Here is a 19,394-nt window from a genome sequence, read left to right as displayed (position 1 = left end):
GGCCGGCGACGGCTAAACCGCCTGCAGCCCGCCGATCGGACCGGCGGCCGGCAGGGCGGTCGGCAGCGCGACCGGCAGCGCGGCGACGCGGCGCACGAACGCTCCGAGCCGACGGTAGACCTCCTGCGACTCCGGGTGCCGGGCATCCTGCTGCCAGGTGTGGTGCGTGTTCGCCTGGCCCCGCTCGTAGATCAGGGTGTCCACGACGATGGAACGGCGACGCAGCGCGGCGATGAAATTCAGGTTGGCCCGGTAGAAGTAGTCCCGTTCAGAGGTGGTGACGAAGACGGGCGGGAATCCGCTGTCCAGCCACTCGATCGGCGACATGAACCGGGCGGCGGCGCGCAGTACGAGCCCGCGCCCGCGCGCGGGCAGCAGGATCCGCAGAAAGTTGAGACTCAACACGAAGCCGCGCTCGAAGATCACCGAGACATCCGCGATACTGCAGTGCTGCACCAGGCCGCGCAGGTTCTCCGGCTCGACCCGCGGCCGGATGCCGTAATAGGCGGCCAGCCGGGGTTCGTACGCTGAGGCCGCGAGGAGCGCGGCGATGTGCCCTCCGGCCGAGTCTCCGCCGAGCACGATTCGGGTCGGGTCGCCGCCGAAACGTTCGATGTTGCGAGCCACCCAGTCGAGCACGTCGTTCGCGTCCTCGAGCATGTGCTTGAGCTGGAAGCTTGTGGCCATCCGGTAGTTCGCGTTGACGACGATCATGCCGTCAGCCGCCTGGCTCGCGCAGTATTTCGTCAGCGGGGCCTTGTCGCCCGAGGTCCAGCCGCCACCGTGGAAGTAGATGTAGACGGGGAGCGGTTCCGGCGAATCGTGGGGCACCAGCACATCGAGGCGGTGATCACGGATGCCGTCACCGGCGTAGTCGAGGTCGAAATGGTAGTCGACGGTGTCGATCGGCTCGGCGTTGAACTTGTGCAGTTCGCCGGGCGCTATGCGGTGCATCAGCGCCCGCCAGACCCAGACGGGAACGCGCGAGAGCGCGGTTTCCTTGTGTGGCTTCGTCGTCTGCTGTTTCGTCGTCTGCTGTTTCGTCGTCTGCGGTGCGTGGTGCGTCTGGATCACCCGATGACTGTAAACCGCCGGACCGTGAGCAAGCTGAGAGCAACTCACCTTTCTCGGATGATTGAGAAGCCCAGCCGCACAATGGCATCCGCACCCGCTGTTGGACAGGTCGCTCGTCGCGAGAGGATGCTGGGCAGATGGACTACACACAACTCGGCCGCTCGGGGCTGGCGGTTTCCCGCCTCTGCCTGGGCACGATGAACTTCGGCCACTGGACCCCGGAAGTCGACGCGCACTCGATCATGGACTCCGCCCGCGGCCACGGAATCAACTACTTCGACACCGCCAACGTCTACGGCGACAGCACCGGCAAGGGTGGCACCGAGACGATCATCGGAAACTGGTTCGCCCAGGGCGGACGACGCCGGGAGGGAACGGTGCTCGCGACCAAGCTGTACGGCGACATGAGCGGGCTGCCCAACGAGGGCAAGCTGTCCGCGCTCAACATCCGGCGCGCACTCGACGCGAGCCTGACCCGACTGCAGACGGACTACATCGACATCTACCAGTTCCACCACATCGACCGAAACACCCCGTGGGACGAGATCTGGCAGGCGATGGAGACGGCCGTCACGCAGGGCAAGATCCTCTACGCCGGCAGCAGCAACTTCGCCGGCTGGCACATCGCCACCGCCCAGGCGGAAGCCCGACGGCGCAATTTCACCGGGCTGGTCAGCGAGCAGTCCATCTACAACCTCCTGACCCGTGACATCGAGCTCGAGGTCATTCCTGCCGCCGTGAGCAACGGTCTGGGCATCATCCCCTGGTCTCCACTGCAGGGCGGGCTGCTCGGCGGGGTGCTCCGCGCGGAACACGAGGGCAAGCGCCGCCTCGAGGGCAAGGTCGGCGAGCTGCTGGAGAAACACCGCACCGCGCTCGGCCAGTACGAAGACTTCTGCGCGGAGCTCGGCCACGAGCCCGGCGACGTGGGACTCGCCTGGCTGCTGCACCAGCCGGCCGTCACCGCCCCGATCGTGGGCCCGCGCACCCAGGGCCAGTTGGATGCCGCGGTGCGCGCGCTCACGGTGCGCCTCGACGCGACCGCCCTCGCGCGGTTGGACGAGATCTTCCCGGGCAAGAAGCCGGCACCGGAACACTACGCATGGTGACGCCGGCGTCCGAATCCCTCGCGCGCGCCGGATCCGGGCTGACGATTCTGTTCATCGGGGGCACCGGGGTCATCAGCGCCGCCGCGGCGGAGCGGGCGGTCACGGCCGGCCACCGGCTGACCGTCCTCACCCGCGGCCACCAGACGCTCCGCCCCGTGCCGGCCGGAGCCGAGGTGCTGGTCGCGGACATCCGTGACGCCGGGTCGGTCCGGGCGGCGCTCGGCAGCCGCAGCTTCGACGTCGTCGTCGACTTCGTCGCCTTCTCGCCCGGCCAGGTCGCGGCCGACATCGAGCTGTTCGAGGGGCGCACCGCGCAGTACGTCTTCATCAGCTCGGCTTCGGCCTACCAGAAGCCGCCCGCCGCGCTGCCGATCCGGGAATCGACTCCCCTGCGCAACCCGTTCTGGCAGTACTCGCGAGACAAGATCGCCGGCGAAGACCTGCTCCTGGCCGCGTATCGCGAGCGCGGTTTCCCGGTGACGATCGTGCGCCCGTCGCACACCTACGACCGCACCCAGATCCCGCTCAGCGGAGGCTGGTCGGACATCATCCGGCTGCGGGCGGGGGCGCCGGTTGTCGTGCACGGTGACGGCACGTCCCTCTGGACCCTCACCCACAGCAGCGACTTCGCGAAGGCATTCGTCGGGCTGCTCGGTCTTCCGCAAGCGGTGGGCGAGAGTTTCACGATCACCTCGGACGAGGTCCTGCCGTGGAACGCCATCTATGCCGTGTACGCCGCGGCCGCCGGCGCCCCAGAACCCGATCTCGTGCACGTGACCTCGGACACGATCGCGGCCGCCAATCCAGACCTGGGTGCGTCGTTTCTCGGCGACAAGGCCCATTCGGTGATCTTCGATAACACCAAGGTCAGGGCGCTGGTGCCGGAGTTCGTCTGCACGACGCCGCTCTGGCGTGGCGCCAGGGCCGCCATCGCCTGGTTCGACGCACACCCGGAACAGCAACGGCGCGACCCGGCGCTGGAGCGCACATTCGACACACTCATCGCGGCCGCACGGCCCGGATCCGGCGCTGCCGGGGGATCGAAGGACTCATGAAAACCAGGCTCATCGCCCAGCGCACGGTCAGCGCGATCGGCCTCGGCGGCATGCCCATGTCGATCGAGGGTCGGCCCGATACAGCCCGCTCCGTGGCCACCATCCACGCCGCCCTCGATGCCGGCGTGACTCTCTTCGACACGGCGGATTCATACCACCTGCACAAGGACGAGGTGGGCCACAACGAAAGCCTCATTGCCGGCGCGATCGCATCCTGGGGCGGCGACACGTCGTCCGTGCTGGTGGCGACGAAGGGCGGGCACCTGCGGCCCGGTGACGGCACGTGGACGCAGGACGGCCGGCCGGAATACCTGAAACAGGCCGCTGAAGCATCGCTGAAACGCCTTGGCGGCGACGCGATCGGTCTCTACCAATTCCATCGGCCCGACCCCGCCGTGCCGTACGCCGACTCGATCGGGGCCCTGCGTGACCTGCTCGATGCCGGCACCATCGAGCTGGCCGGCATATCCAACGCGAACCCGGAGCAGATTTTGCTGGCCAGGGAGATCCTGGGCGGGCGCCTTGCGTCGGTGCAGAACCAGTTCTCGCCGGCATTCCGCAGCAGCGAGCCGGAGCTGCGGCTCTGCGACGAACTCGGCATCGCGTTCCTCCCCTGGCGGCCGCTCGGCGGCATCCAGTCCGCCGCGTCGCTCGGCGACCGGTTCCCCGCGTTCCAGGCCGTCGCCGCTGCGCACGGTGTGAGCCCGCAGGTGGTCTGCCTGGCCTGGCACCTGTCGAAGTCGCCCCAGGTGATCCCCATCCCCGGCGCCTCCCGCCCGGAGAGCATCCGGGACTCGGTTCAGGCGGCCGAGTTCACGCTCACGGCGGAGGAATCGGCGACGCTCGACGCCGCCTGAGTGGGCACCCGGCCGCGGAGCTGGTCGAGGAACGCCGTGGCGGCCGGGCTCGGCTGGTCGGCGACGGCCACCGCGACGTGCCACTGCGGCATGCCCGCGTGCAGCGGCACCGCCCGCAACGCGTCGGGCCGCTTCCCCGCGAAGCTCTCCGGCACGATCGCGATCCCCAGGTTGTGGCCGACGAGGTCGAGCAGCGGGTGAACGTCGTTGACCTCGAGCGTGGCCCGGTAGTCGAAGCCCGCGGCGGCGAAGGCACGCCGGGTCAGCACATGCGCCCCCCAGCCTGGGTGGAAACCGACCAGCGGCTCGGTGCGCAGGTCGTCCATCTCGATTTCGGCGCTGCCGGCGAGCGGATGCGCCGGGTGACAGAGCACGATCAGCTTCTGGGTGCTCAGCCGTCGGAGGCACACGCCGGGCGGGGTGTCGCCGGTCTCGACCACGAGCGCGACATCCGTCTGCCCGGTTGCGACGCTTTCGACGAGGTCGACGGAGCCGGCGTAACGCAGCCGGATCTCGACGCCGGCGTTCAGCCTGCGAAACTCGGCCAGCTCGGCGGGGAGGTCGACCGAGCCGAGGCACGGCTCGGCACCGACCGTGAGGGTGCCGCGCATCAGTCCGCGCACGGCAGCCACCGCGTTCTGGGCGGCGGCCGCGCTGGCCAGGGTGCGTACGGCATCGGCCAGGAGGGCGCGGCCGGCCGCCGTGAGTTCGACGCGCCGGGTGCTGCGGATGAACAGCGACGTGCCCAGCTCGATCTCCAGCGCGCGAATCGAGGCCGACAGGCCCGACTGTGAGATCTGCAGCAGCTCTGATGCGCGGGTGAAGTGACGTTCCTCGGCCACGGCGACGAAGTGTTCGAGCTGACGCAGTTCCATTGAGCAATTCTACTGCTGGATGGCCCAGCTTCTAATGGTTCTCCGTGTCACCCGTGGCCCCGCCGAACACACCCGTCGCTTCGAGGATGCCTCGGGCCAGCGTGTGGAAGTGCAGGGTGAAGCCGAGCACGGCCGGCGTCGACCCCGGGCCGACGTCGAGGCGGGGCCGATCGACGGCGTGCACGATGAACTGGTAGCGGTGCGTGCCGGTGCCTGCGGGGGGTCCCGCACCGATGAAGGAGCGCTGGCCCTCCTCGTTGGGCAGGGTGACGGCGCCCGCCGGTAGCAGGTGGCCGCCTGCCGCGCCCACTCCCGCCGGGAGCCTGGTGACGGTCACCGGGAGGTTGAAAACGGCCCAGTGCCAGAATCCCGAGCCGGTCGGCGCGTCAGGGTCGTAGGCGGTGACCGCGAAGCTCCGAGTCTCCGCGGGGAAGCCGGACCAGGAAAGCTGGGGCGACGTGTTCGCGCCGCCCGAACCGACGCCGTATTGCGCCGGGGCGAGGGGGCGGCCGGCGGTCATGTCCGTGCTGGCCAGCCCGAAGAGCGGGACTTCGCCGAAGCGGGCGAGGGGATCAGGTGAATTCACGTTGCCTCCAATGGGGTGACTCCAGCCTAGGGAAATTCGCCCCGTACGCGAGGCCCGGTAAAATGGGCCGATGGCCATCCCGAAGATTCTGCTGTACTACGTCTTCACCCCGCTGGCCGACCCCGATGCCGTGCGCCTCTGGCAACGCGACCTCTGCGAGTCGCTGGGCATCCGCGGGCGGATCCTGATCTCGTCGGACGGCCTCAACGGCACGATCGGCGGCGACCTCGCCGCGCTCAAGCGCTACGTGCGGAAGACGCGCGACTACGCGGCGTTCAAGCAGATCGATTTCAAGTGGAGCAACGGTACGGCGCTCGACCGGGCCGGCCGCAGCCTCGATTTCCCCCGGCTGGTCGTGAAGGTTCGCGACGAGATCGTCAGCTTCGGGGCGCCGGGCCAGCTCAGGGTCGACGCCGCGGGCGTCGTCGGCGGCGGCGAGAAGCTGAGCCCGGCCGAACTGAACACCCTGGTCGAGGAGCGCGGCGACGACGTGGTCTTCTTCGACGGCCGCAACGCGTTCGAGGCGGAGATCGGCCGGTTCCGGAACGCGGTCGTGCCCGACGTCGCCAACACGCGCGAATTCGTCGCCGAACTCGACAGCGGCAAGTATGACCATCTCAAGGGCAAGCCCGTCGTCACCTACTGCACGGGCGGCATCCGCTGCGAGGTGCTCAGCTCGCTGATGAAGGACCGCGGGTTCGGCGAGGTCTACCAGCTCGACGGCGGCGTCGTGCGCTACGGCGAGGCGTTCGGGGACGACGGCCTGTGGAACGGGTCGCTGTACGTCTTCGACCAGCGGATGTCCGTGGACTTCAGCGACCACGCCGCCGTGCTCGGTCGATGCCGGGCGTGCGGAGAGCCGACCAAGCACATGCTCAACTGCCGGGACGTCTCCTGCCGGGAACAGCTGGTCGTCTGCGAGGCGTGCGCAGAGGCAGGCGCGCCGGCCTGCGCCGGGCACGCCGCGCCGCACTGACCGGGCACGCAAACCAGGGCATAGTCTGAGGTCAAATAGGAAAACGGGGTGCGCGGATGCCAGTCGGATCGGTGATCGAATTCAGGAATATCACCAAACGATTCGGTGACGTCACCGCGGTGGACGATCTGTCCTTCACCGTCGAGCCGGGGCGGGTCACCGGCTTCCTCGGCCCCAACGGCGCAGGCAAGACCACGACCCTCCGGATGCTGCTCGGCCTCATCGGCCCCAGCTCAGGCACCGCCACCCTCGGCGGCCTGCGCTACCACGACCTGCCGCACCCGCTGGCAACGGTGGGAGCGGCCCTGGAGGCCGCCAGCTTCCACCCCGGACGCACGGCACGCAACCACCTCGCGATCTCCGCGACCGCGGCCGGGCTGCCGCAGACCAGGGTGGCCGAGGTGCTGCACCTGGTCGGCCTGGCCGAGCACGGCGGCCAGCGCGTCGGCGGCTACTCCCTGGGCATGCGCCAGCGCCTCGGACTGGCCTGCACGCTGCTCGGCGACCCGGGGGTCCTCGTGCTCGATGAACCGATCAACGGCCTCGACCCGGAGGGCATCAAGTGGATCCGCGGTTTCCTGCGGGACATGGCCGCCGAGGGTCGCACTGTCCTGGTCAGTTCGCACCTGCTCAGCGAGGTGCAGCAGAGCGTGGACGACGTGATCATCATCGCCAAGGGCAGGCTGGTGCACCGTGGGCCGCTGTCCAGCCTGGAAACCCAGGTCGCCTCGCAGATCGTCGTGGACTCCCCGGATCGCGACGCCCTGGCGACCGCGCTGACCCAGGCGGGCATTGCCTTCTCCCCGGGCCGCACCGGGCTGCTGGCAACGGCCGCCGACCCCGGGACGATCGGTCACATCGCCTACACCGCCGGCGTGGAGGTGAGCGTCCTGCATCGTCAGAAGAAGGGCCTCGAAGACGCGTTCCTCACCCTCGTGGACGGCGGTGACTCGCTGTGACCATGTTGCTGCGCGCCATCAGGGCCGAGTTCGCCAAGCTTCTCACCACCCGCATCTGGTGGGTGCTCGCCATCGTGATGTTCGGCTACATCGGCATGCTTTCGGGCGGACTCGCGGCGCTGTTCGCCGGTATCCAGAGCGGTGCGATCGCCCCCGACGCCGCCGGTGGCACCGGCCAGGGCGCCCCACCCGTCGGCAGCCTGCCCCCGCTGGTCTACAGCTTCGCGTCCTCCGTCGGCTACGTGTTTCCCGTGCTGCTCGGCGCGCTGGCCACCACCGGTGAGTTCCGGCATCAGACCCTCACCCCGACGTTTCTGGCCAACCCCCGGCGAGCCCAGGTGCTCGGCGCGAAGGCGATCGCCCTGTTCCTGGCCGGTGGCGCCTTCGGGGTCATCGCACTGCTGACCTCCGTCGGCGTCGGCAGCCTGGTCATCAATGCGTTCGGGGTGGATACCCTCCTCGGCGACGGGGACACCTGGGCCCTGTTCGGCCGCATCCTCCTGGCCATGGCCCTCTGGGCGACCATCGGGGTGGGCCTCGGGGTTCTCGTGCCCAGCCAGGTGGCCTCGATCGTGATCGTGCTCGCGTTCACCCAGTTCGTCGAGCCGCTGCTTCGCTTCGCCTCGATGTTCACCGAGGCCACGGCGGGGATCGGACAGTTCCTCCCCGGGGCGGCGTCGGATGCCCTGGTCGGTGCGAGCGTGTTCACGGTGGCGAGTCCGGTCGGTGGCGTGACATCCTCGCTCGATTGGTGGCTGGGCGGGCTCGTGTTGCTCGCCTATGCGGCCGTCACCACGGTCGGTGGTTACTTCGTCAGCTGGCGCCGCGACGTCACCTGATCCAGAGCCCTGTGGACGGAGCGTAGGCTCGGCCCATGAGTATTGAGACCCAGTTCCGCGCAATCGTCGTCGACCGCACAGAGGACGCGACGGGCAAGAAGACCCAGAGTTCGGCACTGCGCACGGTCGATGACGGGTTCCTGATGCCCGGCGACGTGACCATCACGGTCGACTATTCGGGCGTCAACTACAAGGACGGCCTGGCCATGATGGGTCGGCCGGGCGTCGCGCGAGTCTGGCCGCTGATCGCGGGAATCGATGCAGTCGGCACGGTGGAGTCGAGCACCAACCCGCGCTGGGTCCCCGGAGACCAGGTCATCCTGAACGGTGCGGGACTGGGCGAAACGCATCACGGCGGCCTCGCCGAGCGCGCCAGGGTGAGCGGCGCGTCTCTCGTCCGCCTGCCCGCGGGCATCAGCGCACGGCGCGCGGCCGCGATCGGCACGGCCGGGTTCACGGCGATGCTCTCGGTGCTGGCGCTCGAACGGGCCGGAATCACGCCGGACGCCGGGGACGTGCTCGTCACCGGCGCCGCCGGCGGCGTCGGGTCGATTGCGATCGCCCTCCTGGCCGCGCGCGGCTACCGCGTGCACGCCTCCACCGGCCGGGCCGAGGAGCTCGGCGGCTACCTGCGTCGGCTCGGTGCCGCGGAACTGGTCGACCGTCGGAGCCTGAGCGAAGCCGGCAAGCCCCTGCAGGCCCAGCGCTGGGCCGCGGCAATCGACTCGGTCGGCAGCAACACCCTGGCCAACGTGCTCGCCCAGATGAACTACGCCGGCGTCGTGACCGCCTGCGGGCTCGCCCAGGGTTCCGACCTGCCGACCACGGTCATGCCGTTCATCCTGCGAGGCGTCAGCCTCCTCGGCATCAACTCGGTCGAGGCGCCGCTCCCCCTGCGGGAGGAGGCCTGGGCCCGACTGTCGGCAGACCTCGACCTCGACCTGCTCGACGGTCTCACCGAGGAAATCGGCCTCACCGATGCCTTCGGGGCGGCCGAACGCATCCTCGCGGGCACGATCCACGGGCGCACCGTGGTCGCCGTTCGTAGCTAGGATTCAGCAATGATCATTGCCGCGGCAGTATTCGTCACCCTCGCGGCGCTGCTGCACGGCTACATCTTTCTGATGGAGAGCGTGTGGTGGACGCGTCCGGCCACCTGGAAACGGTTCGGGGTGCGCAGCCAGGCCGATGCGGAAACAACCAGGCCGATGGCCTACAACCAGGGTTTCTACAACCTGTTCCTCGGCGTCGGCGCCGCCATCGGTCTGCTGCTGTTCTTCGGAGGCCAGAGTGCCGCCGGCACCGCCCTGGTGCTGTTCTGCACCGGCTCGATGGTGCTCGCGGCGACGGTGCTGACGACGACGGGGGCCGGCTATCTGCGGGCCGCCCTGACCCAGGGCACCCTGCCGCTGATCGGCTTCGTTCTCTTCCTGGTCGGCTGACACCCGGCACAGGGCTAGGGCGAACTCGGCTTGAGCGAATTCAGAGCTGGAGCGAGGCGATCAGGTCGGGTGCGTGGTTGGTGGTCAGGATGACGCGGGCGAAATCCTCGTCACCGAGGTCGATCACGACGGCCTGGCGCCTGCGCTTGATCGCGAGGAAATCCTTGCCGCCATGGAACTTCCACGTGCCGACCGCCAGCACGAGCGGCACCTCGAGGCCGGGAGATTTGATTCCGCGGATCCAGATCCACGGGTCGTCGGTGATGGTCACCGAGCGGATGTTCTCCCGCTGCACCACGATGTCTTCTCGCCGGAGCGAGAGGGTCTTCTCCGCCGCAGTCAGGTGGATCTCAAGCCGGTCGGGGTGAACGCGGAGGGAAGCCATGCTCCTAGTCTGCCTGTTCCGGGCGGAAATCGGCTTATCGAATCCTCACAAAGGAATAACGTCCGGGTAGCGGATGCTCACACATCCTCCGTGGCTGCCGCGGCGGCCTTCGCGGCGTTGGGCAGCGACTCGAGGATCCACTCGATCGCACCTTCGTCGTGGGCGGCCGAGACAAACCAGGCCTCGAACACCGACGGGGGCAGGGACACCCCCTGCTCGAGCATGGAGTGGAAGAACGGCCCGTACCGGAAGGCCTCCTGGCGCTGAACCTCGGCGTAGTCTCGCGGCGCCGATGCCGCGGCTTCCTCGCCGAACACGAAGCTGAACAGGCTGCCGGCCCGCTGCACGCTGTGCGCGACGCCTTCCGCGCTCAGCGCGGCCGAAACCGCACCGGAGAGGCGCAACGCCGTGGCATCGAGTTGGGCGTACACGCCCTCGTCCAGGGCCTCCAGCGTGGCGATGCCCGCGGCGACCGCCACCGGGTTTCCGGAGAGGGTGCCGGCCTGGTAGACGGGGCCGTTGGGGGCGAGGTGGTCCATCACGTCGGCCCGGCCGCCGAGCGCCGCCACGGGCAGGCCGCCACCGATGACCTTGCCGAAGGTGAACAGGTCGGGGCTGTACCGCGGCAGCGCACCCGCGTTCTCAAGCCCCCAGTAGCCGGCCGGGCCGACCCGGAAACCGGTGAGCACCTCGTCGATGATGAGCAGCGCACCGTGCTCGTGCGCGAGGTCGGTGAGGGCGGCGTTGAAGCCGGGGTCCGGGGCGACGACACCCATGTTCGCGGCGGCGGCCTCGGTGATCACGGCGGCGATGCGGCCGGGGTGGGCCTCGAAGGCGAGCCTCACGGCCGCGAGGTCGTTGTAGGGCAGCACGAGCGTCTGTGCGGCAGTCGCCGCCGTGACGCCGGCCGAGCCGGGCAGGGCGAGGGTGGCCAGGCCGCTCCCGGCCTGCGCCAGGAGCCCGTCGGAGTGCCCGTGGTAGTGACCGGCGAACTTGATCAGCAGGTCACGCCCGGTGAAACCGCGGGCCAGGCGAATGGCCGTCATCGTCGCCTCCGTGCCGGTAGAGACCAGACGCAGCTTCTCAACCGCACCCACCCTGGCCTCGATCAGCTCGGCCAGCACGGTCTCGCCGGGGGTCGAAGCCCCGAACGACAGCCCGAGGGCCGCGGCATCCTGCACCGCCTGGACCACCCCTGGGTGGGCGTGGCCGAGAATGGCCGGGCCCCAGGAGCTGACCAGGTCCACGTAGTCGCGCCCATCGGAGTCGGTGACGTATGCGCCCTTCGCCTTGACCAGGAACAGGGGCGTGCCGCCGACACCGCGGAAGGCGCGCACGGGCGAGTTCACGCCGCCGGGGATGGCGCGCTGGGCGCGCTCGAAGAGGTCGTCGTTGCGGGTCATCAGCGGGTGGGCCTTTCGTTCAGCCAGTCGGCAAGCTCGACGGCCCAGTAGGTGAGTACGGCATCCGCGCCGGCACGGCGGATGCTGAGCACGGATTCTTCGATCGCTCGCCGGCGTTCGATCCAGCCGTGGGCGGCGGCGGCCTCGATCATCGCGTATTCGCCGGACACCTGGTATGCCCAGACGGGAATATCGCTGATGGCGGCGACGTCGGCGAGCACGTCGAGGTAGCTCCCGGCCGGCTTGACCATGACGACGTCGGCACCCTCGCTGATATCGAGCAGGGCCTCGCGCACGCCCTCCCTGCGGTTGGCGGGGTCGAGCTGGTAGCTGCGGCGGTCACCGACGAGGGTGGATTCCACGGCGTCGCGGAAGGGCCCGTAGAAGGCGGAGGCGTACTTGGCCGAGTAGGCGAGCACCGCGGTGTCGACGTAGCCGGACTGGTCGAGCGCGTCGCGAACCGCGGCCACCTGGCCGTCCATCATGCCGCTGAGGCCGAGCAGCCGCGACCCTGATGCCGCCTGCACGAGTGCCATTTCACGGTAACGCTCGAGGGTGCTGTCATTGTCGACGCTGCCGTCGACGGAGAGAATTCCGCAGTGGCCGTGGTCGGTGAACTCATCGAGGCAGAGATCGGTCTGCACGACGAGGGCGTCCCCGACCTCGGCGACGAGCGCCCGGGTCGCGGCGTTGAGGATCCCGTCGGGGTCGGTCGCGCCGGTGCCGATGGCATCGCGAACGGCGGGCACCCCGAAGAGCATGATCCCGCCGATGCCTGCCTCGGCCGCCTGCACGACGGCGCGCCTCGCGCTGTCGATGGTGTGTTGGACGACCCCGGGCATCGACTGGATCGGCACCGAATCACCGGTGCCCTCCCGAACGAACATCGGTAGGACGAGCTCGGAGGGGTGCAGGCGGGTTTCGCTGGCCAGGCGACGGAGCGCGGGTGTAGAGCGCAACCGTCGCGGGCGGATGACGGGGTTTATCACCCGTTAACCCTACGTCGCCCGGCCGAGGCTCCGCGAACAGTGACTTAAGCACCGTTTTGGGGCTCGAAATGGTGCGCAACTCACAGTTCGCGGGGTCGGAGGTCTGGGGGCGGGGACGAGGGGGGTTAGCGGGGTTAGCGGGAGAGCGCCACCTGGACCAGGGCCTCGATCAGCGATTCGGCGCTCGGTGCGTCGGCGACGACGTCGACCCTGAGCCCGATCGCCGCGGCATCCTTCGCCGTGCGCGGCCCGATGCAGGCGACGATCGTGCTCTCCGGAACCGGTCCGAGCTGGTCCTGCACCTGCTGGGCGACGCTCCCCGAGGTGACGAGCACCGCCTGAACGCGGCCGGCCAGCACGTCGGCCACGACCCGGTCGGCGACCGGCACGCCGATGGTGCGGTATGCGACGACCGATTCAACCTCGTGGCCGATCCGGCGCAGTCCCTCGGTGAGCAGCGGCTTGGCGATCTCCGACCGGAGGGTGAGGATGCGCAGCGGCACGACACCCTGGGTCGCCGCCTCCCACTCGGAGAGGAGGCCGCGGGCCGAGTTGTCCTCCGACGGCACGATGTCGACCCGATACCCGGCGGCGATCAGCGCCGCGGCGGTGGTCTCGCCGACGGCCGCGATCCGGGTGCCGGCGGCGACGGATGCCCGGTGGGACGACAGAACATCGACCGTGGTGGCGCTGGTGACCGTCATCCAGTCGAAGTCGCCGGCAGCGAGCCTGGCCAGTGCCGCTTCGAGGGCGGGCGCGTCATCGGTCGCGGCGAAGTTGATCATCGGCGCGACGACCGGCTGCGCACCCCTGGCGCGCAGGTCGGCGGCGACGTGGTCGCCCCACGGTCCACCGCGCGGCACAAGGACGCGCCAGCCGGTCAGCGGCTTGGTCAGGTTCGGTTTGGTCTTGTAACGCCAGGTCATTACGAAGTCACCTTCATCGGGGCGAAGTCGGCAGCACCGCCGGAGAGCAGGTCTCGGGACACACGTTCTGAGACGTCCTGGGCGGCGTCGACCAGGTGTGCAAGGGAAAATGATTCAGGTGTCGCCGCATGTGAGCTCACGACACTTTGAGCACCATCTGGACTGTACACCGTTGCGGTAAGGAAGAGGAGTCCGTCGTCGATCGCGGCCATGGCGCCGATCGGCGCGGCGCACCCGGCCTCGAGGCGGGCGAGGACGAGCCGCTCCGCCGTCGTCGTGGCCTGGGTCGAGGAATGGTTGATGGCGGCCAGCGCTCGTTCCAGCGCGCGGTCCGGCCGGCCGGAGCGCACCTCGATCGCCAGGGCACCCTGGCCCGGCGCGGTCGGCCAGGCGGACAGCTCGAGAAACTCCGGTTCGAAGGTGGTCAGCAGCCCGAGCCGGCCGAGGCCGGCGGCCGCGAGCACGACGGCATCGAGATCGCCCTCCACCACGCGACCGAGCCTGGTGTCGACGTTCCCGCGGATGTCGACGACGTCGAGGTCGGGGCGCAGCGAGCGCAGCTGCGCCACCCGGCGAGGCGATCCGGTGCCGACGCGGGCCCCCTGCGGGAGGGTCGCGAGGGTGAAACCGTCACGCGCGCAGAGCACGTCACGGGCATCCGCGCGCTTGGGCGTCGCCCCAATGACCAGGCCTGGATACTCGGCGGTGGGTAGGTCCTTGAGCGAGTGCACGATCAGGTCGCACTCCCCGGCGAGCAGCGAATCCCGGAGGGCGCTGGCGAAGACGCCCGTTCCACCGAGGCTGGACAACGGCTCCCTGGAGGTGTCGCCGTGGGTCGTGACCTGGACGATCTCGACCTCAGCCCCGGCCGCGGTGGCGATCCGGTTGGCGATCTGCGTCGTCTGGGCCAGGGCCAGGGCGCTCCCCCGGGTGCCGACGCGAATGGGGCTCACGGTGCCATCCCGGCGACGGCGGGCTTGAACCCGAGGCGCACGTTCTCGCAGCAACCCGGTCGGCACACGTCGTACCAGGGACCCAGGTCCGTCATCGCCGGGCGCTCGGAGACGGGAAGGTCGGTGAGCCGCTCCACGACGAGATCGATCAGCCCGCTGACATAGGCAGGGTCGACCCCGGGGGTCGGCACCCGCACCGAGAAGAGACCGTGTTCCCTGGCGGTTTCCGTTGCCTCATTGTCGAGGTCCCACATGACCTCCATGTGGTCGCTGACGAAGCCGAGCGGAACGATGACGACGGCTCGGATGCCTCTGGCCGGCAGCAGTGCGATGGCATCGTTGATGTCGGGCTCCAGCCACGGCATGCTCGGCGGCCCGCTGCGGGACTGGAAGACCAGCTGCCAGGGGCTCGCGATCGGCTCGGCCACGGAGTCGCCGTCGATGACGACCTGCGCGACGGCCAGGTGCTGGGCCTTGTAGGCGCCGCCCTCACCGAAGCCGAGGGTCGCGGGGCCGCTCTTGGCGGCATCCGTCATGGGGATCGAGTGGGTGGAGAAGAGGATCTCCACCTCGGTGGCGAGGTCGATGCCGGGGATATAGGCTGCGACGTCCTCGAGGCCCTTCCGGACCCCGGTGATGAACGGCATCACGAAGCCGGGGTGGTCGAAGAACTGGCGCACCTTGTCGATCTGGACGATGCCCTCGAGTTCGTTGGCGGAGAGCGCCTCGGCGAAGTCCTCGCGGTACTGACGGCAGCCGGAGTAGGAGCTGTATGCGCTGGTGGCGATGGCGAGCAGCCGGTCCTGGCCGTTCGTGTGCGCCTCAGCGACGACGTCGCGCAGGTAGGGACCCCAGTTGCGGTTGCCCCAGAGCACGGGCAGGTCGATCCCGCGGGTGGCCAGCTCGGCCTCGAGGGCGGCCTTGAGCACGCGGTTCTGGTTGTTGATCGGACTGACGCCACCGAAGTGGCGGTAGTGGTGCGCCACCTCTTCGAGGCGCTCCTCCGGAATGCCGCGGCCACGCGTGACATTGCGCAGGAAGGGGATCACGTCGTCCTGGCCCTCCGGCCCGCCGAATCCGGCGAGCAGGATGGCGTCGTAGCGGGCCATTACTGCAGCACCTCGACGAGTTCGGCCGTGTCGATGCGGCGGCCGGTGTAAAACGGGATCTCTTCGCGGACATGCATGCGGGCCTCGGTCTCGCGCAGTCCGCGCATGAGGTCGACCAGCTCGGTCAGGTCGTCACTCTCGATCGGCAGGAGCCATTCGTAATCACCGAGGGCGAATGCGGAGACCGTGTTGGCGATCGCACCGCGGTAGGCGGCGCCCTTGCGGCCGTGGTCGGCCAGCATGGCGCTGCGCTCGGCCTGTGGGAGCAGGTACCACTCGAAACTGCGCACGAACGGGTAGACCGTCAGCCAGCCCTTCGGCTCGACACCGCGGAGGAAACCGGGCACGTGGCTCTTGTTGAACTCGGCGTCGCGGTGCACTCCCATGGCGTTCCAGGTGGGGAGCAGGCTCTTGAGCAGTCGACTGCGGCGCAGTTCCCGGTTGGCCCACTGCAGCGTCTCCGCCTCGGGCGCGTGGGTCCAGATCATCACGTCGGCGTCGGCCCGCAGGCCGGAGACGTCGTAGAACCCGCGCACGGTGACACCCTCCGCCTCGACCAGTTTCACCACATCGTCGAGTTCGAGCACGGCGTGCGGCACGTCGCGCCCGTCGAGGTCATCCGGGTTGGTCGGATCCTTGCGCAGGACCGTGAAGAGCGTGAACCCCTGGGGGGATTCCGCGGAGGCGTCGGCCGCGGATGCGGTCTCGGCGGGACTGGTCGGGTGAAGTGGGTTTACTGCCTCTCCGGCAGCCGGGTGAGTCATGAGTACTAGTCTCTACTTCTTTGCGACCAGAGCCAAAAGCTCGGCCGGAACCCGCGTATTCGACCGGGATTCCGCGAGGTGACTCAGCGGTTCTGCACGGCCTTCACGCCGAGCCAGACCGCCGCTCCGGCCACGAGCGCACCGGCGACGGCGATCCCGGCCAGGGCGGCCGGGTTGTCCTCACCGAGACGGTGCAGCCGCCGCTTGAGCAGGAGTGCGCGATTGCGGACCTGCTTGGGCAGGTTGAGCTTGTACTCGATCGCGTCGAGCGTGCGCGCGAGTTCGAACCTGGCTGCCATCGCGTCGGCGCGCAGCTCGGTCTTCGAAGGGTTCCTGGTCGTATCGCCGGTGACGATGTCCGCCTTCGCCTGGTCGGTCGTCCTGGCCTTGTCAGTGCTCATATTCGCCAACTCCCTTGAACGCGTCAACGTCGCGTCGGATGCTTGCCGTGATGCCCTCCGGGTCGGGGGCCGTGCCCGCCTTGACCCGGTTCAGGCCGATCAGAACCAGGATCGCCGCGATCAGCAGCAGCGACACCGCGACGATGAGCGTCGCCAGCCACAGCGGCAGCACGAGCGCCAGCGCAATCACCGCGAGGGCGATCAGCACGATCACGGCGAGGAACGCGAAGACTCCGGCCACGGCGAAGAGCCCGATGCCGAGTCCGATGTTCTTCGCCTTGCCGGCGATCTCGGCCTTGAAAGCAGCGAGTTCAGCCTTGACCAGCGCGATGATCTGACCGGGCAGCTGGCCGAGCAGCACGACGAGTGATCGTTTTGTCCTGGGGCCGAGGCCACCGGGGTTGACACCATTCGGGTTGAATTCGCTGTTGCTCACAGCATTGCCTTCCTTGGTTCCTCGAGTGTTCGCTGCGGTTACTTCGTCGTGGTGTCGTCTGCGGCGGGCTTGGCCGTCGCGGGCTTCGCCGCAGTGGGCTTGGCCGAAGCCTTCGCCTTCGCCGAGGCGGCAGGCTTGGCCGGGGTGCTCACGGCATCCGTCGACCCGGTCGTCTTCGCCTGCACCGCGGTGACGATCTTCTTGCCGGCGTCGAACAAGGCGCTCGGCACGTCACCGACGCGTTCGAGGGCGAAGTCGCGCACCTCGGTCACGCGGCGCTGCACGGGCGGGGCGCTCCAGACGTTCTCTGCGGCAGCCACGATCTGCTCGTAACGCTTACGCCCGGCGCGGGCGCCCAGGACGTAACCGACGAGTCCGCCCGTGATGAAAAGAAGCTTTCCCCGCATTGTCACTCCATTCCTCGACGTTCATGTGTCTGACCAGCGTATCCCGCCCCGGGTTCACGCGCAGGGCGGAGCCGGAGGAAATCCGGACCGGACGGGCGATTCCCCGGCATCGTGCCGGCTCGTTCAGATGCCGAGCGCCGCGTGCCTGACCCGGGCGGCGGCGGCGAGGGCGTCCGGAATCACGGACGCGAGCCCCGTGCCGGCCAGCCAGGCGCCGGTCAGTTCCAGGCCCGGCGTCGCCTCGGCGGCGGCCCGGACCTGTCGAACCCGGTCCGGCGCCCCGATGGTCGCCGGAGAGAGGGCATCGCCCCACACCGTGCGGGCGAAGCCGAGCACCGCGCCCGCGTCGAGGTCGACCCCGAGGATGGCCGACGCGTCCCGCAGGGCGAGGGCACGCAGCTCCGGGTCGGCCAGGGCTGCCGTCGGGCTTTCCTCGCCGGCCCGGCCGTAGGAGAGACGGATGACGTGGCGGCCCGGTCCGGCCGCCTCGGCGAGCCAGTCCCACTTCGCGGTCGCGTGGGTGAGTGCTTTGGCGGTCACACCGGGGGTGCCGGCCGCAACGAGCGCGCCCGTTCCCCTGGGGTGCGTGTCCAGCAGCGGAGCCTCGATGACGAGCGTGGCCAATTCGACCGCGGTCGGCTCCGGCCAGTCGAGCGCGGCGAGCTCGGTCAGCTCGGGGGCGATGCCGGCCACCAGACGAAGCGCCTGCGCGCCGGGGGTCGCGAGGATCACGAAGCGGGCCTCGCGGTCCAGGGTCAGGGGTTCGGCAGGTTCGGCAGGTCCGGCAGGTTCGGCAGGTTCGGCAGGTTCGGCAGGTTCGGCAGGTCCGGCAGGTTCGGCAGGTCCGGCAGGTCCGGCAGGTTCAGCAGGTTCGGCAGGTCCGGCAGGTCCGGCAGGTCCGGCAGGTTCAGCAGGTTCAGCAGGTCCGGCAGGTCCGGCAGGTTCGGCAGGTTCAGCAAGTTCGGCAGGTTCAGCGGGTTCAGCGGGTTCAGGGGGTTCAGCGGGTTCAGCGGCGGCTTCCTCCGGCACCTCGTGCCGCACGCGCCAGGTCGGTTCCGCGTCGGGCTGCCCGCTGCGCGCCAACGAGGTGACCGGCGCCGCCGTGACGATCTCGACCCCGAAGTGGTCGAGATCGGCCACGAGCGCGACCACCAGCCGCGACATGCCGCCGCGAAGGCCCGCGACAGCGGAGCCGGCCGGCGCCGCGGACCGGAGGGACATGACCGCCCCGGACAGCGACCCGGCGGTGGTCAGTGCGGCGTTGAGCCCGGGCACGACGACGTCGATCTCGAGCTCGGCGGCAGACGAGGAGTACACTCCGGCGGCGACGGGCTCGACGAGCCGTTCGAGAACGCGGTGGCCCATCCGTTTGCGGACGAGGTCGCCGAGGCTGTGCTCCCGGCCGATCGTGAGCACCGGCATCAGCCGGTCGAGGTAGGCGCGCACCGCGCCGCCCCAGCCGATCACCCGGCGCACGTCGTCGGCCAGCGGTGAGCCGGGAATCCCGAGCACCCCGGCCTGGGGAAGGGGCACGCTGATCGCACCGCCGCCTGGACCATCGTCGGGCAGGTGCAGCCAGGCCCCGGCAGCATTCGGGGCGACGACCTCACCGCTCAGACCGAGGGAATCGACGAACTCGGCGACCGCGTTGCGGCGCACCGCGAAGCTCTCGGCGCCGCTATCCAGGGTCAGGCCGGCCACCTGGTGACTCGCGACCGCACCGCCCACCGTGCTCGACGCCTCGAGCACGGTCACGGAGAGTCCGACCCGGGCGCACGCCCTGGCCGCGACGAGGCCGGCCACACCTCCGCCGATGACGATGACGTCCCGCATGCGCGCTCTCAGCTCC

22 protein-coding genes are annotated in these 19,394 nt (G+C 69.6%); 8 read left to right on the top strand and 14 right to left on the bottom strand.

Annotated features, from left to right (window positions below; translation table 11 throughout):
* Window positions 1–12: 12 nt before the first annotated feature.
* Window positions 13–1,074 carry an alpha/beta hydrolase gene (locus QMG61_RS06130; RefSeq protein ID WP_283493452.1) on the bottom strand — a complete coding sequence of 354 codons (1,062 nt, stop codon included), beginning with the start codon at window positions 1,072–1,074 and terminating at the stop codon, window positions 13–15.
* Window positions 1,075–1,211: 137 nt separating this feature from the next.
* On the opposite strand from QMG61_RS06130, the gene QMG61_RS06125 reads away from it, so the two are divergent.
* From QMG61_RS06125 to QMG61_RS06115, 3 genes are read left to right on the top strand one after another with little or no spacing between them, the layout of a single operon-like run.
* Complete coding sequence (locus QMG61_RS06125; protein ID WP_283493451.1) at window positions 1,212–2,183, top strand: aldo/keto reductase; 972 nt, start codon at window positions 1,212–1,214, stop codon at window positions 2,181–2,183.
* Entirely contained in the window at window positions 2,177–3,238 is a 1,062-nt protein-coding gene (locus QMG61_RS06120) for an NAD-dependent epimerase/dehydratase family protein (protein WP_283493450.1), read from the top strand. Before QMG61_RS06125 ends, QMG61_RS06120 begins: the two co-directional genes overlap by 7 nt.
* Entirely contained in the window at window positions 3,235–4,095 is an 861-nt protein-coding gene (locus QMG61_RS06115; protein WP_283493449.1) for an aldo/keto reductase, read from the top strand. Before QMG61_RS06120 ends, QMG61_RS06115 begins: the two co-directional genes overlap by 4 nt.
* On the opposite strand, the gene QMG61_RS06110 is transcribed toward QMG61_RS06115, so the two are convergent.
* Together QMG61_RS06110 and QMG61_RS06105 are read right to left on the bottom strand one after the other, a co-directional pair.
* Window positions 4,038–4,970 carry a LysR family transcriptional regulator gene (locus QMG61_RS06110; RefSeq protein WP_283493448.1) on the bottom strand — a complete coding sequence of 311 codons (933 nt, stop codon included), beginning with the start codon at window positions 4,968–4,970 and terminating at the stop codon, window positions 4,038–4,040. The genes QMG61_RS06115 and QMG61_RS06110 overlap by 58 nt on opposite strands.
* 31 nt (window positions 4,971–5,001) lie before the next feature.
* Window positions 5,002–5,490 carry a YbhB/YbcL family Raf kinase inhibitor-like protein gene (locus QMG61_RS06105; protein WP_349358029.1) on the bottom strand — a complete coding sequence of 163 codons (489 nt, stop codon included), beginning with the start codon at window positions 5,488–5,490 and terminating at the stop codon, window positions 5,002–5,004.
* A 136-nt stretch (window positions 5,491–5,626) separates the two neighbouring features.
* On the opposite strand from QMG61_RS06105, the gene trhO reads away from it, so the two are divergent.
* From trhO to QMG61_RS06080, 5 genes are all read left to right on the top strand, one after another.
* On the top strand, window positions 5,627–6,532 hold the full coding sequence (gene trhO / locus QMG61_RS06100) for an oxygen-dependent tRNA uridine(34) hydroxylase TrhO (protein ID WP_283493446.1): 906 nt from the start codon (window positions 5,627–5,629) through the stop codon (window positions 6,530–6,532).
* A 71-nt stretch (window positions 6,533–6,603) separates the two neighbouring features.
* Window positions 6,604–7,491, top strand: a complete 888-nt coding sequence (locus tag QMG61_RS06095; protein WP_283493445.1) for an ABC transporter ATP-binding protein — start codon at window positions 6,604–6,606, stop codon at window positions 7,489–7,491.
* A 2-nt stretch (window positions 7,492–7,493) separates the two neighbouring features.
* On the top strand, window positions 7,494–8,330 hold the full coding sequence (locus QMG61_RS06090) for an ABC transporter permease (RefSeq protein WP_283493507.1): 837 nt from the start codon (window positions 7,494–7,496) through the stop codon (window positions 8,328–8,330).
* A 35-nt stretch (window positions 8,331–8,365) separates the two neighbouring features.
* A complete protein-coding gene (locus QMG61_RS06085; protein ID WP_283493444.1) occupies window positions 8,366–9,382 on the top strand; it encodes an MDR family oxidoreductase in 1,017 nt (338 codons plus the stop codon).
* Between the two features lie 9 nt (window positions 9,383–9,391).
* Entirely contained in the window at window positions 9,392–9,772 is a 381-nt protein-coding gene (locus QMG61_RS06080; protein WP_283493443.1) for a DUF1304 domain-containing protein, read from the top strand.
* A gap of 40 nt (window positions 9,773–9,812) precedes the next feature.
* Here QMG61_RS06080 and QMG61_RS06075 read toward each other — a convergent pair whose 3' ends face one another.
* The 11 genes from QMG61_RS06075 to QMG61_RS06025 all read right to left on the bottom strand — a co-directional run bounded on the left by QMG61_RS06075 (window position 9,813) and on the right by QMG61_RS06025 (window position 19,378).
* Entirely contained in the window at window positions 9,813–10,157 is a 345-nt protein-coding gene (locus QMG61_RS06075; protein WP_283493442.1) for a hypothetical protein, read from the bottom strand.
* 77 nt (window positions 10,158–10,234) lie between these two features.
* A complete protein-coding gene (gene hemL / locus QMG61_RS06070; protein WP_283493441.1) occupies window positions 10,235–11,560 on the bottom strand; it encodes a glutamate-1-semialdehyde 2,1-aminomutase in 1,326 nt (441 codons plus the stop codon).
* Complete coding sequence (gene hemB / locus QMG61_RS06065) at window positions 11,560–12,546, bottom strand: porphobilinogen synthase (protein ID WP_502847015.1); 987 nt, start codon at window positions 12,544–12,546, stop codon at window positions 11,560–11,562. The genes hemL and hemB overlap by 1 nt, the downstream gene beginning before the upstream one ends.
* 137 nt (window positions 12,547–12,683) lie before the next feature.
* Complete coding sequence (locus QMG61_RS06060) at window positions 12,684–13,475, bottom strand: uroporphyrinogen-III synthase (protein WP_283493439.1); 792 nt, start codon at window positions 13,473–13,475, stop codon at window positions 12,684–12,686.
* Window positions 13,475–14,428 (bottom strand): hydroxymethylbilane synthase, encoded by a 954-nt coding sequence (hemC, locus tag QMG61_RS06055; protein WP_283493438.1) that lies wholly within the window; start codon window positions 14,426–14,428, stop codon window positions 13,475–13,477. The genes QMG61_RS06060 and hemC overlap by 1 nt, the downstream gene beginning before the upstream one ends.
* Window positions 14,425–15,537 (bottom strand): ferrochelatase, encoded by a 1,113-nt coding sequence (locus QMG61_RS06050; RefSeq protein ID WP_283493437.1) that lies wholly within the window; start codon window positions 15,535–15,537, stop codon window positions 14,425–14,427. The genes hemC and QMG61_RS06050 overlap by 4 nt, the downstream gene beginning before the upstream one ends.
* Window positions 15,537–16,301, bottom strand: coding sequence for a hydrogen peroxide-dependent heme synthase (gene hemQ, locus QMG61_RS06045; protein WP_283493436.1), 765 nt, complete (start codon window positions 16,299–16,301; stop codon window positions 15,537–15,539). Before hemQ ends, QMG61_RS06050 begins: the two co-directional genes overlap by 1 nt.
* Window positions 16,302–16,384: 83 nt before the next feature.
* Complete coding sequence (locus QMG61_RS06040; protein WP_283493435.1) at window positions 16,385–16,702, bottom strand: hypothetical protein; 318 nt, start codon at window positions 16,700–16,702, stop codon at window positions 16,385–16,387.
* The gene (locus tag QMG61_RS06035; protein WP_283493434.1) at window positions 16,692–17,138 is read right to left on the bottom strand and encodes a phage holin family protein; all 447 of its coding nucleotides are present in this window, start codon (window positions 17,136–17,138) and stop codon (window positions 16,692–16,694) included. The genes QMG61_RS06040 and QMG61_RS06035 overlap by 11 nt, the downstream gene beginning before the upstream one ends.
* Before the next feature lie 38 nt (window positions 17,139–17,176).
* The gene (locus QMG61_RS06030; RefSeq protein ID WP_283493433.1) at window positions 17,177–17,545 is read right to left on the bottom strand and encodes a YtxH domain-containing protein; all 369 of its coding nucleotides are present in this window, start codon (window positions 17,543–17,545) and stop codon (window positions 17,177–17,179) included.
* Window positions 17,546–17,668: 123 nt separating this feature from the next.
* Entirely contained in the window at window positions 17,669–19,378 is a 1,710-nt protein-coding gene (locus QMG61_RS06025) for a protoporphyrinogen/coproporphyrinogen oxidase (protein ID WP_283493432.1), read from the bottom strand.
* Between the last annotated feature and the right edge of the window lie 16 nt (window positions 19,379–19,394).

It is taken from the genome of Cryobacterium sp. PH31-AA6, from assembly GCF_030063195.1.
In the GTDB taxonomy this organism is placed as follows: domain Bacteria; phylum Actinomycetota; class Actinomycetes; order Actinomycetales; family Microbacteriaceae; genus Cryobacterium.
The sequence above is the reverse complement of the archived record's forward strand: the minus strand, read 5'-3'. Positions and strand labels throughout refer to the sequence as shown.

Coding starts and splice junctions, on each gene's coding strand:
- trhO (WP_283493446.1), top strand. CDS start 5,627: ATGGCCATCCCGAAGATTCTGCTGTACTACGTCTTCACCCCGCTGGCC.
- QMG61_RS06085 (WP_283493444.1), top strand. CDS start 8,366: ATGAGTATTGAGACCCAGTTCCGCGCAATCGTCGTCGACCGCACAGAG.
- QMG61_RS06025 (WP_283493432.1), bottom strand. CDS start 19,378: ATGCGGGACGTCATCGTCATCGGCGGAGGTGTGGCCGGCCTCGTCGCG.
- QMG61_RS06030 (WP_283493433.1), bottom strand. CDS start 17,545: ATGCGGGGAAAGCTTCTTTTCATCACGGGCGGACTCGTCGGTTACGTC.
- QMG61_RS06060 (WP_283493439.1), bottom strand. CDS start 13,475: ATGACCTGGCGTTACAAGACCAAACCGAACCTGACCAAGCCGCTGACC.
- QMG61_RS06080 (WP_283493443.1), top strand. CDS start 9,392: ATGATCATTGCCGCGGCAGTATTCGTCACCCTCGCGGCGCTGCTGCAC.
- QMG61_RS06090 (WP_283493507.1), top strand. CDS start 7,494: ATGTTGCTGCGCGCCATCAGGGCCGAGTTCGCCAAGCTTCTCACCACC.
- QMG61_RS06115 (WP_283493449.1), top strand. CDS start 3,235: ATGAAAACCAGGCTCATCGCCCAGCGCACGGTCAGCGCGATCGGCCTC.
- QMG61_RS06075 (WP_283493442.1), bottom strand. CDS start 10,157: ATGGCTTCCCTCCGCGTTCACCCCGACCGGCTTGAGATCCACCTGACT.
- QMG61_RS06125 (WP_283493451.1), top strand. CDS start 1,212: ATGGACTACACACAACTCGGCCGCTCGGGGCTGGCGGTTTCCCGCCTC.
- QMG61_RS06040 (WP_283493435.1), bottom strand. CDS start 16,702: ATGAGCACTGACAAGGCCAGGACGACCGACCAGGCGAAGGCGGACATC.
- QMG61_RS06105 (WP_349358029.1), bottom strand. CDS start 5,490: ATGACCGCCGGCCGCCCCCTCGCCCCGGCGCAATACGGCGTCGGTTCG.
- hemL (WP_283493441.1), bottom strand. CDS start 11,560: ATGACCCGCAACGACGACCTCTTCGAGCGCGCCCAGCGCGCCATCCCC.
- QMG61_RS06110 (WP_283493448.1), bottom strand. CDS start 4,970: ATGGAACTGCGTCAGCTCGAACACTTCGTCGCCGTGGCCGAGGAACGT.
- QMG61_RS06050 (WP_283493437.1), bottom strand. CDS start 15,537: ATGGCCCGCTACGACGCCATCCTGCTCGCCGGATTCGGCGGGCCGGAG.
- hemQ (WP_283493436.1), bottom strand. CDS start 16,301: ATGACTCACCCGGCTGCCGGAGAGGCAGTAAACCCACTTCACCCGACC.
- QMG61_RS06120 (WP_283493450.1), top strand. CDS start 2,177: ATGGTGACGCCGGCGTCCGAATCCCTCGCGCGCGCCGGATCCGGGCTG.